The 15656-nt window shown below is 44.5% G+C and carries 11 protein-coding genes; 3 read left to right on the forward strand and 8 right to left on the reverse strand.

From position 1 onward, the window contains the following. Nucleotides 1-78: 78 nt before the first annotated feature. Nucleotides 79-1623 carry an NAD(P)/FAD-dependent oxidoreductase gene (locus F1644_RS02970; RefSeq protein ID WP_118302112.1) on the reverse strand — a complete coding sequence of 515 codons (1545 nt, stop codon included), beginning with the start codon at nt 1621-1623 and terminating at the stop codon, nt 79-81. A 166-nt stretch (nt 1624-1789) separates the two neighbouring features. Here F1644_RS02970 and F1644_RS02975 point away from each other — a divergent pair, with 166 nt between their 5' ends. The 3 genes from F1644_RS02975 (at nt 1790) to F1644_RS02985 (ending at nt 4685) form a co-directional block, all read left to right on the forward strand. After that, the gene (locus F1644_RS02975; protein WP_087420522.1) at nt 1790-2545 is read left to right on the forward strand and encodes an SDR family oxidoreductase; all 756 of its coding nucleotides are present in this window, start codon (nt 1790-1792) and stop codon (nt 2543-2545) included. A 210-nt stretch (nt 2546-2755) separates the two neighbouring features. Next, nucleotides 2756-3925, forward strand: a complete 1170-nt coding sequence (locus tag F1644_RS02980) for an ATP-binding protein (protein WP_118302822.1) — start codon at nt 2756-2758, stop codon at nt 3923-3925. A 37-nt stretch (nt 3926-3962) separates the two neighbouring features. Continuing rightward, a complete protein-coding gene (locus F1644_RS02985) occupies nt 3963-4685 on the forward strand; it encodes a hypothetical protein (protein WP_118302111.1) in 723 nt (240 codons plus the stop codon). Nucleotides 4686-4906: 221 nt separating this feature from the next. Here F1644_RS02985 and pbpC read toward each other — a convergent pair whose 3' ends face one another. The 7 genes from pbpC to F1644_RS03020 form a co-directional block, all read right to left on the reverse strand. Beyond that, a complete protein-coding gene (gene pbpC, locus F1644_RS02990) occupies nt 4907-7285 on the reverse strand; it encodes a penicillin-binding protein 1C (RefSeq protein ID WP_229782432.1) in 2379 nt (792 codons plus the stop codon). Between the two features lie 10 nt (nt 7286-7295). Continuing rightward, nucleotides 7296-8258 (reverse strand): methionyl-tRNA formyltransferase, encoded by a 963-nt coding sequence (fmt, locus tag F1644_RS02995; RefSeq protein WP_229782434.1) that lies wholly within the window; start codon nt 8256-8258, stop codon nt 7296-7298. Beyond that, entirely contained in the window at nt 8245-9702 is a 1458-nt protein-coding gene (locus F1644_RS03000; RefSeq protein WP_118302109.1) for an LptF/LptG family permease, read from the reverse strand. Before F1644_RS03000 ends, fmt begins: the two co-directional genes overlap by 14 nt. A gap of 77 nt (nt 9703-9779) precedes the next feature. After that, a complete protein-coding gene (locus F1644_RS03005; protein ID WP_118258286.1) occupies nt 9780-10157 on the reverse strand; it encodes an START-like domain-containing protein in 378 nt (125 codons plus the stop codon). A gap of 85 nt (nt 10158-10242) precedes the next feature. Further along, nucleotides 10243-11592: a YihY/virulence factor BrkB family protein gene (locus F1644_RS03010; RefSeq protein WP_087420527.1), complete on the reverse strand. Its 1350-nt coding sequence runs from the start codon at nt 11590-11592 to the stop codon at nt 10243-10245. A gap of 108 nt (nt 11593-11700) precedes the next feature. Then, entirely contained in the window at nt 11701-14139 is a 2439-nt protein-coding gene (locus F1644_RS03015; RefSeq protein WP_118302108.1) for a TlpA family protein disulfide reductase, read from the reverse strand. A gap of 11 nt (nt 14140-14150) precedes the next feature. Next, nucleotides 14151-15629: a PKD-like family lipoprotein gene (locus tag F1644_RS03020; protein WP_118302107.1), complete on the reverse strand. Its 1479-nt coding sequence runs from the start codon at nt 15627-15629 to the stop codon at nt 14151-14153. Nucleotides 15630-15656 lie beyond the last annotated feature (27 nt).

Here is a 15656-nt window from a genome sequence, read left to right on the forward strand (position 1 = left end):
TTAATGCAAATTTTTTATCAAAAAAACAAAGTCACTTTAACACATTCGGTTATAACCAATCAGGCCCCTTCTTGTTTCTTAACAAATTGCCTCTGCACAGCCTTCTCCATCCATTGCGGCCGAGACAATTCCCCCGGCATATCCGGCTCCTTCTCCACAGGGATATAACCCGACAATTTCCGGATGCATCATCTTTTCTGTTTCTCTCGGAATCCTCAATGGAGAAGAAGTACGACTCTCCACACCCAACAGAAGGGCATCCTCCGTGATAAACCCCCGGGCCTTTTTCCCGAACTGCTCCAATCCGGCACAAAGACGCTGGTAAACAACTTCGGGTAACCATTCCTGAAAAGAGGTTACCCGTACCCCCGGTTTATAAGAACTTTTTGGTAAATTTTCACTTAAATGTCCTCTCAGAAAATGAGTTAATCGTTGAGCCGGAGCATACAAATTTTTCCCTCCCTGTTCCCAAGACGCCCGCTCTAAATCCTCTTGAAATTCCAACCCGGCAAATAACCCCTTGTAACGCATCCCGGCCAATTCACTTTCCCCGATCGAGGTTACCATGGCCGAATTTGCCCATGCCGTGTTTCTACCGGATGCAGACATACCGTTCACCACTTGTTGTTCCGGTCCCGTGCAAGCCGGAACGACCACCCCTCCGGGACACATACAAAATGAATATACCCCTCGCCCATCCACATTTGTCACGAAACTATACTCGGCCGCAGGTAGAAAATTTCCCCGCCCTTGCGGGTTATGGTACTGAATCCGGTCAATTAACTCTTGCGGATGTTCCAGTCGAAGCCCCACGGCAAAATCCTTCGGCAGCATCAACACGGACCGGGCCCGTAACATCCGGTATACGTCACGGGCCGAATGTCCCGTGGCAAGAATAACGTGTTCTGCCCGAATCTCCTCATCACCCGTCACCACTCCTTTCACCCGGTTCTGCTCTATAATAATATCCCTCACCCGACTATTAAAACGTACTTCGCCACCATACTTCTCAATCGTCTTACGCATATTCACAATCACCTGAGGCAATTTATCCGTGCCGATATGCGGGTGTGCATCAATCAATATATTAGGATTCGCCCCATGATAGACCAGGATTTCCAAAATACGATCCACATTCCCCCGCTTCTTCGAGCGGGTAAACAATTTACCATCCGAGAACGTCCCGGCCCCTCCTTCCCCGAAACCGTAATTCGAATCTTCATTCGCCACCCCGGTTTTGTACAAACGATTCAGATCCTGTTTCCGCTCTTCCACGCATTTCCCTCTCTCCAAAACTATCGGTCTTTTCCCCAACTCGATCAAGCGTAAAGCCGCAAACAAACCGGCCGGTCCGGCACCCACCACGACCACCGTCCCGGCAGACGAAACATCCCGGTATTGGGGAGTAAATACCCGTTCCTTCTGTTCCACCCGATCCAGATGAACACCAACTTTCAGTTGAATAACAACCCTACGCTGACGGGCATCTATTGATTTTCGCAAAATCTCCACATGCACAATCCTCTCCTGCCCCACGTGCAACATCATTGCCAACAGTTCATTAACAATCTCTCGATCATGTGCCTCTTCCGGCGTAATCCTCAATTCTATTTCTTTATACATAAATATGGTGGCTTCGCCACGTTACAGGTTACAAGTTACAAGTTCAAAATTATTTGTTCGGTAATTAACCTGCAACTTGTAACCTGTAACTTGCAACTATTATTTCGTGCGAAAATAAGAAAAAAATCATACCTTCGCACGACAGATTTAAACAATAATTACTACTATGAACAAGATAGCGTTAATCACAGGAGCCACTTCCGGTATCGGAAAGGCAACAGCGACCAAATTGGCCGAAATCGGGTATAACCTCATTATCACCGGACGCCGGGGCGATCGTCTGACCGCACTGGAAGACGAATTAAAGACAAAAGGCATTCAAGTACTGACTCTTCAATTCGATGTTCGTAACCAACAGGAAGTTCACAACGCAATCAGCAACCTACCGGCAGAATGGCAAAATATAGATATTTTAGTCAACAATGCAGGTCTTGCCGTGGGAACTTCTCCTATCCAAGATGGGATTTTGGATGATTGGGAACGCATGATCGACACCAACGTGAAAGGCCTTCTTTACATCACCCACGAAGTAGCCCCCTTGATGATCAAAAATGAAAAAGGACATATCGTCAACATCGCCTCCGTGGCAGGTAAGGAAGTTTACCCCGGTGGGAACGTGTATTGTGCCACCAAACACGCCGTGGACGCCCTTTCCAAAGCCATGCGCATCGATATGTTGAAACACAACATCAAGGTAACCAACATCGCTCCGGGAATGGTTGAAACCGAATTCTCTGTAGTGCGCTACAAAGGTGACCAACAAGCCGCAGACAACGTGTACAAGGGTGTTACCCCTCTCACGGGAGAAGACATCGCCGACACGATCGTGTTTGCCGTGACCCGTCCGGCTCACATCTGTTTGAACGATATTCAGATTATGCCTACCGCTCAAGCTAGTTCTAGAGACGTGAACAGGAAATAATAGGAGTATTCAAAAGGGAAAATCGATTGGTAATCAGCTCTCCCCCTGTGTAAGGGGGAGCTGGAGGGGGTAGCTTTACCAGATAAAACTTTTTGAACAGTCCCGTTGAGATCCAAACAAAGAGAAAATGCACTCTCACAGTGCAAGATTTAGATAAAAATGCACTCTTGCAGTGCATTTTTTTGTATCTTTGTGAAAAAGGAACGTGATATGGAAAAATTATTGGAACATTTTAACAAGCTACTTCAAGAAACAAAGACCGACTTCCACCGATACATTTATTCCAAAATAAATTGGAACAGCCGAATGATCGGTATAATCGGACCAAGAGGTGTCGGCAAAACCACCCTAATACTCCAATACATTAAAGAGAACTTGAATCCGAACACGGCATTGTACGTTACGGCAGAAGATTTCTACTTTGCAGACCATAAACTCCTAGACTTGGCTGATTCATACACGAAAGTAGGCGGTAAACACCTGTTTATCGATGAAATACACAAGTATAAAAATTGGTCGAAAGAATTAAAACTAATCTATGATTACCACCCGGAATTAAAAATCATATTTACCGGGTCCTCGATACTAGACATCAATAAAGGAGTTTCCGATCTGAGTCGAAGAGCCATCATGTACCAAATGCAGGGACTTTCCTTCCGAGAATACTTGCAACTATTCCATCAAATCTCGACCGACATCTACGATTTACAGGACATCATCACCCACAAGGTGGAAATTCCGGAATCAATACATCCCCTGCCCCTTTTTCAGGATTACCTGAAACGAGGTTACTACCCATTTGCCCTAGAAGACACATACGATCAGCGTTTACGACAGATCATCAACCAAACGCTGGAATCCGACATTCCCCTGTACGCGGATATGAATGTATCCACGGGCCGAAAACTAAAACAATTATTAGCGATCATAGCGAAAAGCGTCCCATTTAAACCCAACCTAAGTAGCATCGCGGAAATGTTGGGAGCCAGTCGTAATAATATAGCCGATTATTGCCTGTACATTGAAGAAGCCGGACTTATTTCACAACTACGTGATGCCACCGGCGGTGTTCGAGGATTAGGAAAAGTAAACAAAATTTACTTGGATAACACGAATTTAATTTACAATCTGGCACACGAGAACTCGAATATCGGGAATATCCGGGAAACATTCTTTTTTAATCAAACCAGAGTCATTGCTGATGTTATTGCATCCCCCGCATCCGATTTCCTGATCAATGACATCACGTTTGAAGTCGGGGGAAAGAACAAAAAACAAAAACAAATTCAAAATATTGAAAACAGCTTTATTGTAAAAGATGATATTGAATTCGGGTACATGAACATCATTCCACTCTGGCATTTTGGAATGACGTACTAAAATTTTACTATATTTGCTGTATTATAATCAAGTATGTATGAATACAAATTTGTTGACTACCATTACCTTATTGATATGTCTAGTAATAAGCTCTAGTTGCAATGACAACAAAGATGACGGCTCAAGAGGTTTCATGTGTGTTGCCACGATTATCGGGGACACGACAAACGGTTTCCATTGCTATCTGGATGGCGGGGGACTGGTAATCTCATACGATCAAAATCTCGCTGATGCGGAAAGAGGCTATTTCGGCTTTTATTATAACGAGGAAGACTGGGAAACCTCCGCAAACGGTGAAAAGTTTATCAACAATGCCCATGTCGTCACGTGGTCAAAATACGAGATAATTCACCCGATTAGCAAAGAGGAAGCCAATAATACAAACATAGCCGAGAATTGTCAATTACCATCATTCTTAGGTGTAGGTTATGGGTATCATGGTTATTTTGATCTACATGCAGGTTTCTCCACGGTAAACTCGGTAACCGGAGAGAAAATTCAAGGTAAAATCAATATCGTATATGACCCACAGGAACAAACCCAAGATTCACTGAAATTGCAACTTTACTATAATCCGAATATTCCCGATGATTGGTCAAAAACTCTAACCGACCACGGAACCGTATCATGTGATATTTCATCACTTGTAAACCTTCAGCACTGGAAAGATTCGGTAACTATTGTCGTAAAATCTGGGGACAAAGAAAAACATCGCACCAAGATCAGCAAAAATGATTTTCTAAAACTCGACAAACATTAATTCGTTGGTAATCATATACTACTTTACAGTCCATTAAGGTAATGCTTGTTTTCATATTCAAACTCCTCCGTCACTTCGTGCCACCTCCTCTATAAACAGAGGAGGAGCTGGTGACTATTCCCGAAGACAGGGAGTATTTCAACTCTCCCTCTGTTTATAGAGGGAGTACGGCGAAGCCGGGAGGGAGTTAGTTTACTGTAAACTCATATATAAGTTCCAATTCATTTATAATCCTTTTCCCCATCCACGACAACAAAACTCTGCCGTAGTGAATTCCCCTTCGCATCCACGAGATAAAGCGTATGTCGTCCGGGGGCCACATTTACCTCTAACTGGTGATGATAACGGGTTGTTCCCAGAAATTGATCGTCGATATGCCAGTACACCAACGTGGAAGGCTCCCGATGAGCCATTTCAAACACAACACCACGTACCACTCCCCCTAAATCTTTGGGAATAAACACCCGCAATCCCCGCTGCGGGTAAATCATTTCCATCACGTCATCCTGCCCTCGCTGGCAATCGGCACGATAAGGCGGTAATTTCTTGTAATCCGAATGTGTGCGGGCATAATACCACTCCTGTACGGGAGACAGCACGAACCAAGGTTCAATCCTCATGCGTGACACGGACTCACATTCCGAATCCACCCGGAATTTACCCGTCCAATCAAGATTCACTAATCGATGGTAAGGACAAACCTCTGTTTTCTCCCCGGCACGGGCAATATAAACGGTATCTATTTCCGGGCATATTGAAGATGCCCGATATCCACTCTTACGACAAACGGCAACTGCGGACAACTCCTCCTTCGGCATATAAAAACGGGCATCTGTCCTCACCAAAGAGGCCACCTCAAACAAAATCGGAGCCGCAGCCCGTACCCCGATCAGCCCGGGACGTCCCTCGCCATCCGCATTACCAACCCACACGCCAATCACGTACTCCGGATTCACCCCCACCGCCCAGGCATCCCGGAAACCGAAACTCGTTCCCGTCTTCCAAGAAAGATTCATCGAAGAGGCAAAATTCTTCCATCCCGACTCCAAATCCGGCCGTTCCACGTCCTGCAAAGCCTTGAGTGTAAGCCATACCGCCGCAGCATTGACCACGTTATTCTGCACCTCGACACTATCCACCTGTTCACCTGCCCAAAGTCGTAAACGTCGAAACTCGTGGTTAAAACTCGTCCCGTCACACTCGTTATAGTGCCTCAAAATGGAAGCCATCCCCCCGTACATATTACACAAATCCCACAACTTACACTCGGCTCCTCCCAAAATCAAGCTTAACCCGTAATTCTCCGCCTTCCGATTTAACGTCGTGATCCCCATCTTTTTCAAATCATCATAGAAATGCTCCACCCCATACTCCCGCAACAAGCGCACGAAAGGAATATTCAAAGACATTGACAACGCCCTGTCGGCAGGGACAATCCCTTGGAAATCCTTGTTAAAATTCGAGGGAACATATCCCCCGAAACGGGACGGCACGTCCGACACGATCGTCCCCGGCAAGATATACCCGGATTGCTGCATCAGCGCGTACAACGCCGGTTTCAAAATACTCCCCGAACTACGGTTCGACGTGATAATATCCACTTGATTTCCCCCATCATCACGCACCTTAGGCCCGTTTCCCACGTAAGCCCGTACCTGTCCGGTCGGGATATGCGCTACCAACACGGCAGCATTATAGATATGATTGTGTTTCAACACGTCAATATGCCGCCTCACAATCCCGTTCACCTGTTCCTGCAACCGGGAATCAATAAACGTCTGGCTGATCTTCCCCCGACGCTGCCCGTAAGCTCTTGCCAGCAAATGAGGTGCGATACATTCCGGACTATACACCTGTTCCGGTAAAGGTTCCGCCATCGCCATTTCTAAATCCCCTTGCTCAAAATATCCCTGTTCATAAAGTTCACGCAACAGAGCATCTCGCTTTCCTTTCAGACCGGGCATATTCTTTCCCGGGTACATCAAAGCCGGGGCATTGGGCAACACGGCAAGTAATGCCGCCTCGGCCCAGCTCAGTTCATCCGGCTGACGATTAAAATATTTCAACGAAGCCGCCTGTATTCCCACGATATTCCCACCAAAAGGGGCGTGATCCACGTACATATTCAGAATCTCCCATTTCGTGTAACTCTGTTCCAAACGAATCGCCAGCAACATTTCCAATATCTTCTCCGGAATCGTTCGGGGCGGGTTGTCACGTGACAGCCGAATTACCTGCATCGTCAACGTACTCCCGCCACTCACCACCGAACCCCTCCGCACGTTCAACCACAACGCCCGTCCCACCGCCAGCGGGTCCACCCCGGAGTGTGTCAAAAACCGCTTATCCTCGAAACATAGTAAGGCGGCCATATACTTCATGGAAAGGCGCCCCCTGCCCGACACCCGGTACTGCCCGTCACTCGCCACCGTCATACCCATAATCTCCCCCTCCTTATCCAAAATCACCGTGGAATAAGGCACAGTAAACAACGGGGTTGGTAGAAAATACCACCACCCAATCACCAAAGCGAGTAACACACTCCCCCCGATCCCTAACCCAAGGATCGGTCTTCGCATAGTTTCTCGCCCGACACGCATAGTAAATTGATTACAAAGAGTAATCCTCTATATGAAATCCCCGCAGGAACTCTTCCGTCTTCATCCGCTTTTTCCCGGACAACTGTAACTCTTTTATCCGAATGACTCCCCCCTCTACCAACACGTCCAAGTAAGTTTTATTATCCGTTGACAGACCCACTTCTTTCCCATGATCTTTCACGATTCGCTCCGTCTCGAAAATCTTCAACGACACAACTTCCCCGTTCTTCTTGTTTCGGAATTCGGTCCACGCCGTCGGAAAAGGTGAAAGTCCCCGTATATGATTAAAAATAGCGTCCAAACCTAGTGACCAATCCACCTTCATATCCTCCTTGAATATTTTAGGTGCGTGTTTCGGTTCACGCCCGGCCAGCAACCCGACCTGATCCTGCGACGGGTAATCACCGGCAGCCATAGCCTCCACCGTTTTCACCAGCAAATCGGCACCCGTGTACATCAATTGATCGTGCAACTCTCCGGCTGTCATGTTCGGTCCGATCTCCACCCGCTCCTGAAAAATCAAATTCCCGGTATCAATCTCGTGTTTTAAAAGAAAAGTCGTCACCCCGCTACAAGTCTCCCCGTTCATCACCGCCCAGTTGATCGGGGCCGCACCCCGGTAATCCGGCAACAATGACGCATGTAAATTTACCGTTCCCAACGGGGGCATATTCCAAACTACCTCCGGCAACATCTTGAATGCCACCACGAGTTGCAAATCCGCTTGAAAACCCCTCAACTCCTCCAAAAACCGTTCATCCCGGAAACGCTCCGGCTGCAACACGGGAATCCCCTTCTCCACGGCAAACTTCTTCACGGGAGACTCTTGAATCTTTTGTCCCCTCCCTGCCGGTTTATCCGGATTGGTCACGACAGCCACGACCTTGTGTCCGGCCTCCAGCAACTTCTGTAACGGATACACCGCAAAATCCGGTGTTCCCATGTACACGATTCTCAATTCACGCATTTTTATCTTTCTTTTTAAAGAAACCGATGATCTTCTTGATGAAATTAGTATAGGATTCACTACTCATGACAGCCGAATCCGTCATGGCCGTGTAAGTCAACACTGCCCCCAACGGTAACAGAACCACGGAAGAAATCCACATTCCCTGCCAAGGCTCCAACACCCCTTCCCGGGCCGCTCGTTCCCCCATCATCCAAATAATATAATACACGATAAACAGGAAGATCGAAACCACCACCGGAGCCCCTAATCCTCCTTTACGGATAATACCCCCCAGCGGGGCCCCGATAAAGAAGAAAATAAAACAGGCAAATGACAAAGTAAACTTTCTGTGCCATTCGATATTATATTTACGAACGGCCTCTTCGTCCCGTTTATTGATAGATAAATCATTCATGTGACTCGTTTGAGCCCCCCGGGCAAGCTGCACGGCCTGGTCAATCGTGTTTTTCCGTTCCTCCACGTCAAAAGTCTGGTAAAGACTATCCAGATTCCTGACAACCCCTCTCGTCTCTTCACGAATCACGCTATCCCGCTTGGGGTTTCTCTCCTGTTTCCTCACGTAATTCTCCCGGAGCATATCATGCGCTTTTCTTTGTTTCCGGCTATCCAATCGTAGGGACAAGGCCGAAACCGTACTATCCAGCTGGGCAATATTTAACATCCCGTAACTATTCTTGAACAAGTCTTCATCCGTACGCTGCAAATCTTTATCGCCTAAGGGGATAACAAAATACTGCTTGTCAAACTGCACTCGCCGGAAAGGATAGGTTTTATTATTATTCGATTTCAACCCCTCGTCCGTGTACGTGTAACCGTGATACAATTCCACCTCCATGAAACGCCCCGTCGGGTCTGCCTCCATGATACCGGAATCTGCAATTGTCATCTCATAATTACCCTTTCTATCCGTATGATTGTAAATCAACATATTGTACATCATACCCGACTTCTTGTCGATCTTATCCACCTTAATACTATACCCCTCTATATCATTGATAAACACTCCCTCCTTCAAGGATAATTCCGGTTTCTGTCGTTTTATATCGTACAATAAGCTACTTGCCTTCAAGTTAGCGTAAGGAAGAACATTGTTGGAAAAAAAGAATGCCGCAATCGTGAAAATAACGATCAGCACGATCAACGGTTTCATAATCCGGTACAGGGAAATACCTGCCGCTTTCAACGCCGTTAACTCGTAATTCTCCCCTAGACTACCAAATGTCATGATGGAGGCCAACAACACTGCCAATGGTAAACCCATCGGCACGAGTGTCAATGACACGTAAAAAAGTAATTCTGAAATAACATGACCTTCCAATCCTTTTCCCACCAGATCATCAATATATCGCCACAAGAACTGCATGATCAAAACGAACATACTGATAAAAAAGGTGGCCACGAAAGGACCGACAAAGCTTTTAAGCATAAACAGGTGGAGCTTCTTCATCTTTAGCACCTTATATTGGTTTTCTTATTTTTCTACTTTACTCGTGATAAACGAATCCACAAAGATAGAAAAAAACTTTATCCACCAACCGTGCGATGTAACATTTCGACCTGTTTATTCCATAATTCAATGGCATCCCCCTCTTCATCAGCATCCACAAAATCCGTGATGATCAAAGCGACCTCCTCCGTCAAAGGCTCTACGTGGAGCGAAAATTCAAAAAATTCTTCCTCATCGTCCGCATCCAGCCACTTGAAGCGCACGTAAGAATTTTTCTTCATATCCACTAACTCCGCTTCTTCACCAATACCATCCCACACAAACGTGAAGATATTTCCATCATGTTTCACATCATCGGAAAACCACTCCGCCAAACCGGGAGCAGAACTTAGACGGGAGAACAATATTGTTACCGACGATGAGAAAATGTACTCTAAATCGATTCTTTTCCTCATACTTCATTTCAATTTGCCCGACAATATATAAAAGTTTTACCGGATATACAAGAAAAAACGAGACTTTAAGATGAATACATTCCCGTTATTGCTGAACCTCAGAATCCTCAATCAACCGATCGCCGGCAAAACCGGACAACACGGTTTCCTTGAATTGTTTTTTCCAGACTTCATCCCGGCTTTCATCTACCCGGGAAAAACGAATGATAATATCTCCCACCGACATCGTGTGCAAATCCGAGGCCGGGTAATAGAAATAATCGTCCTCTTCCTTCGCCTCTACCAGAATATGTAAATCCACCAGTTCTTGCAACACGATACGTAATTTCCCGGTATTAATCTTCAATTCCTTGTTAATCATCCCTAAACTCGGACCACCCCCTCCGTTCACGTACACCCGAGCCACGAACCTCATGATTTTCAATGCACATTCCAACGTCTCCATCCAAGCCGTATCCCCGAACAACTCGTTCTTGTACATGAAATGCCTGTTCCGGAAAATATAGCACAATTCCGTCCCCCACAACACGACACTCCAGCTTAACTGCAACCACACCAATAACAACGGCAAAGCGGCCAGCGTACCATATATGGCACTGTAAGAACTCATGCCGATCTGGAAACGGATGTAAAACCATTGAATGATCTGGTAAACCGTCCCGGCAATCATCGCCGCCACGAAAGCGTGCTTGAACTTCACCGGGGTCGCCGGCATAAACATATAGAGGAAGATAAACAGCATCCACACCAGCATATAAGGCAGCAACTTGATCACAATTTGGAGAAAGGAACTGATCAACGGAAAATTCTCCTGCCACCCGGAACTTGTCATGAACAAATTCAAGCTACTCACGAGAATCATCAGAATCGGGGCGATAAAGATAATCGAGAAATAATCCGTGAACATCCGCCGTAAACTCCTTCCCTTTCGCACCCCCCAGATACGATTCATCGTCATTTCGGTACTATTCAACACCTTGATCACCGACCAAAGCAAAATCACGATACCGACACCCGTGATCACCCCGCCCTTGGCATGATCAATCGCTTTCGTGACATACCCCAGCAACTGCCCGGCAAACTCCTGGTTATCGCCCAATTGCAACATAAACTCCTTCTCCAAAGCCTCGCGGGCACCAAACCCGGCAGCCAAAGCGAAAGCCAACGCCATCAGCGGGATAAACGACAGGATCGAATAAAACGTGAGTGCCGATGCCGAAATCGTACACGCATCCTTGATAAAACGATTGAAAGAAACCACCACGATAGACAACGCCTTCTGCAAGAACTCCGTGATCACGAAACGATTCCCATAATCCCTGCGCAAAACCATGTAATGATAATCCAAATCCAACAGACAATCCATACGACGGAGCATCTCTTTTTTATATCGAAGCAACAGACTTATCCCCTTATGCTCTTTCAATCTATTCATATCCCTTTTCTTTGAAAATATTCAAGTTTCAAAGGTACGAAAAACCCCGCAACTTCCGTTACGGGGTTTTTAATATATTTTATTATTTCCTTGTCCTTGGAGTTCTTTTTATTTCAACAACTTTTGCAACAAGCTCTTCAGTTCCGGACTTGAGGGACGGGGCGAATTAATCGTAACGACCTTTCCTTTTTTGTTAAATACCATAAACCGAGGTATCCCTTTAATTTTATAATCATTCATTATTTTATCCCTACCTTGCTTGTTCTTACCATTAGCAAATAGCTGAATACCTTCCAATCCTTCCTGTTCCAATGCCTCCAACCATTTTTTATAGTCTTTCTGTTCGTCGACAGATACTCCGATAAAGACCACGTCTTTTCCCCTCATCTCCTTTTCTAGTTTAAGCAAATGTGGGATTTCTGCCCGACAAGGCCCACACCATGTAGCCCAAACATCCACGACAACTACTTTTCCTCGAAAATCCGACAAGGAAACCAGTTTTCCATCCCGATCCGGGTAGGTAAAATCAGATGCTAATTTTCCGGCAGTACCCTTGTATAATTTAGCCGAAACAGCATCAACTCGTTGTTGATGATTGGCTGTTGTCAAATAGTTCCCGTAAGTATCCAAAAGTTCGATATAATCTTCATACTTCCTACACTTTTCCATCTCCCAAAGAATCATTTCAGCTTTCAACGGATCGCTTGACAACCATTCCAAACGATTCTCCAAAGCAATCCGTTCTTTTTCTCCACCACAAGCAAAAGTCGTATAACGTTGTAAATAATCATAGCCATAAGGTTGCCTTAATATCGAAACATCCGATAACTTTCCTTTTTTCACGATTGTCTTATAATATTCCGGATAATCTGTCGGTGTCGGACGACTTGGAATATGTGTCGGTCTGCCATCACGCATATAAACTTCTTTCGTCGCTTTTAAAGCATTCAATATTCTAAACGCAGCATAATCCAAATCATAATCAACCGTTTGCCTAACTAAAGCCGCGAAAGCCGCATCCCGGAAAGAGATTTCATCCTTAAACTTCTCCGCCTGTGGTAAAAAAGCCACGAAATAAGGATAAAAATCTCTGTAATCGAATAAAACATATTTCATATCATCCAACCTTTTCCTCACAGGTATCATCATTGATTCCCAACGAGCCAGTAAAAGATTTTCTGGAGTATTACGGTCAGTTATCATCAGCGTATCTTCTAAGATGTTCACCTCAGCCCGATCACCCGGCTCCAGATACAGACGTACACGATCTAAAATTTTCTCTCCTCCCACGGTATAAAATCCCTGATATGCAGGTTGAAAAGAAAAACCATAATGCCCATCTTCACTAATATGAGTTGTTGCCACCAAACGTTCCTTACCATCCACCACCTCATACAGATTTACATTCTCCATTTTATCCTTCGTCACCTTTCCTTTCAATTCGACATAAGTAGTACGATCTGTCAACTCTCCTTGTAATTTATCGAAAACTCTTTTTATAATCTCTTTCAATTGTGGAGTTTCAGCCTTATCCTCCGCCTCTCTTCCTAAATGAATATAACGTTCAACTTGACTGTTATCACCAAGATTCATGATAAAATTTAAGCCTCCGAGCATATCAAACTCGACATAAGTCGGTAAATTTTCCTTATTCTTCTCCAAACATTGCAACACGCTCTCTACCTCCCGGGTTTTCAAAGCAACAATATACTCCAACAGGCAACTAATCTTATCCTTTCCATCAAACTCAATCTTTCCCGATTGAGTTTTTATCAATCCATACATTTCAACCCACGTATTCCCTTTATCACTATGTAAACGATTCAAAGCATCCGAATACACGGAACAAATCCGTTCATCTACAATTGTACTTCCAATATTTTTATCAATATCCGACTTATTTTCTACCAAATAAATAAATCGTTCATCATTCGGTTGCATCTCCTGTTCAAAAAGATACCAGTTCTCCTTGCGACATTTCACCTTATCATTCAATTTACCAAACGCTTTCTGACAAAAAGTTTCAATTTCGTCATCACGCGAAGCATCTCTCAATGCATTTACATAGGCGGCATATTCTTTTGTAGACAATTTGCCCGCTTGATTACGCCCCTCCAAGTAGAGCAATGAAGTCTTTTCATTTAAACCTCTCTCCACACGCATCCGGAATCGCTCCCATTGGCTACCACCCACTAATTTATGTTGTACCGTTCCATCCGGTCGTAATATGAAGAAAGTTGGAAAAGCACGCACTTCAAAACGTTTTCCGAGTTCTATTCCTTCCCCCTTTTCCATATCGAATTTCACACATACGAATTCTTCATTCATAAACACTCCTGCCTCGGCTAATGTAAATACATTGTTCAACATATTTTTACAAGGCCCACACCAACTGGTATAACAATCCATGAACACTAACTTTCCCTCTTTTTGGGCTTGTTCCAAAGCCTGCCGGAAAGTCAGATCACGAAATTCCACTCCTTGAGCATTTGCACGAAAGATGGTACCGCACAAAAGTGCGGCCCATAATATCAATCTAATTTTCATCTTTTTAATCGTTATTTTTTATATTCGAAATCGACCACTTTCCCACATACATTTTTATAACGGGCAACTTCTTTTAACGAACCATCCGTACTCATCTCCAGCACCACGATAGAACCCGAATTCTTTGCACCCGAACCATCGCTGACACCAACCCACATTTGGTTAGTATTTCCAACCTGATCACATTCAATGTAATCAACATTTCCTCCTCCCACTTCATATTCCATCAACAAATTTCCCGTGTCAAAACTAACACAAGCTATCTTTCCGGCATAACCATAATATAGGAAATTTGCTTTCTGGGAAGTCGTAAAAGTATGTGCCTCTTTACCACCCGGATGAGACAACTGCCTCTTCTTTTTCGGAGAAAACTGAGGATTGCCGTCCTTATCTTTACCCACCTCAAAAGAAAGCATATAATATTCGCCCGCATCATCAACCATGACAGCCCGTCCGCTACTCATAGAATACTCGTTACCGAACAATCCTCCCCACACCATCTGCATTCCCACGCTATTAGGATTAAACTCTCCCGTCAGATCATCCGGTAAAGTGATAATTTCATCCCATTGTAAAGGACATTTCATGGAAATAAAGCGCTCTTTCCCTTGGTCATAAAAATAAGCCCTATAATTAGTCATACAAAAAAAGAAATCAAACGGAGCAATCTTTTCGTAGTCACCTTTAACAGCAACTCCATACTTTGGATAACCATTCTCTCGATTCTCTCTCCGGTAAAGAATTCCATTATTATTCACATACTCGTACAATGTAACACTATGCGTACCAAAAGACTGTGGCTTTACAATCTCTGGCTGGAAATAAAACATATCTTTAAAATCCATCACATACGACATATCCAAAGGTTTGACAACAACACCACCTCGTTCATCATCTGTCATAATCACCACCATCTTTTCCGCACCAGCAATCATACTTGTTATATAACGAACCCCGGTCGGGTTTTTGCCGGCTACTTCCCCATTTACCTTCTGGTAGGCATCCTCCACCACCGAACCGACAACATTCACGAAAGTCACGTTAGCCTCCCCGTTCACGTTACTCAATGCCATCATCCCTTTCGAATAAGAATTGACTACCGTAATTTGTGCCCGTCTATCAGGAACATATGATACTCCCGTTTCTTTATCCGTTATCTCGAAAACAAGAGAATATGTCTCTGGTATACTTGTAACTTCCACGTCCAAATCCTTCTCAAAAGAGAGTGTATCCAACTTCGTAGAACTACCAACCCCACTGTAAGTAATATACATCTGCCACAAATAAGTGTAATTTTCAGGATTAAAATCTCCATCACGTACAGTAATTTCCGGTGTTATCTGCAAACGCGTGAATTGTTCCACCGTCGTGTCTTTTATCCTTTCGATAGTAACATCATTTAGTTCTCTGTACACATCATTCCCCTTATCTTCCAAACAGGCATAAAAGGCGCACATGATAAACCCTAATAAACAATATATTTTTTTCATTTATACTTTTCATTTACCAAATTATAC

It is taken from the genome of Butyricimonas paravirosa (assembly GCF_032878955.1).
Taxonomy (GTDB): Bacteria; Bacteroidota; Bacteroidia; order Bacteroidales; family Marinifilaceae; genus Butyricimonas; species Butyricimonas paravirosa.